This window comes from Achromobacter aegrifaciens (genome assembly GCF_902859965.1).
In the GTDB taxonomy this organism is placed as follows: Bacteria; Pseudomonadota; Gammaproteobacteria; order Burkholderiales; family Burkholderiaceae_B; genus Achromobacter; species Achromobacter aegrifaciens.
In genome coordinates this window covers 1-650 of the sequence record NZ_CADIKO010000016.1, presented here as the reverse complement: position 1 = coordinate 650, position 650 = coordinate 1, and the positions used below count along the sequence as shown (strand labels likewise).

Below are 650 nucleotides of genomic sequence, written 5' to 3'. Positions count from 1 at the left end.
GGTCCCACTCCTTCCCATCCCGAACAGGACAGTGAAACGACTTTGCGCCGATGATAGTGGACGGACGTCTGTGAAAGTAGGTCATCGTCAAGCTTTTATTCCGCAAACCCCCGCAGGTTACCCTGCGGGGGTTTGTCTTTATATATAAGTGAGAGCCTTGAGTTCTCAGCCGCGGTAAAGATGGAGAGATCCAGAAAAACAGCGGTTTTGCAGTAGAAGATGCAGATTAGGCAGAAGCCAGCTGCATGAACTGCAAAAAAGATGTTATAGTTTGCGGCTTGGCTGCTACCGAAATATCAGGGTATACCCCGACATTCCGATAGCTGCTAAGGGAAGCGAAAAGCCGGGACGTTGTCCTGGCGGACCTGAAGGGGTCCAGGCGGTAAGTTGCCAGGTCTTGATGCTGGAGATGAGTTGAAAAACTCAAACAAAAGCGACAACGATTTGACAAGCGCTAAAAACTCCTTCATAATCTCGTTTCTCTGCTGCTGATGCGGCGACGTCGCGTAAGCGACGAAGCGCGAAGTTGGCGGCAAGATGCAGTAAGTAGTACAGAATTTGGCAGTACCGCTCTTTAACAATTAAACAACCGATAAGTGTGGGCGCTTGATGCGAGTGCATAGTGACTTCGGTCACAGGCACAATGAAAT

1 protein-coding gene and 1 rRNA gene are annotated in these 650 nt (G+C 49.5%); one reads left to right on the top strand and one right to left on the bottom strand.

Going from position 1 to position 650, the window contains the following annotated elements; genetic code table 11:
• Nucleotides 1-93 (top strand): 5S ribosomal RNA (gene rrf / locus HV793_RS30995); the annotation flags it as partial.
• Between the two features lie 330 nt (nt 94-423).
• On the opposite strand, the gene HV793_RS31060 is transcribed toward rrf, so the two are convergent.
• On the bottom strand, nt 424-650 hold a 227-nt coding region (locus HV793_RS31060; RefSeq protein ID WP_217481795.1), incomplete at its 5' end, for a hypothetical protein.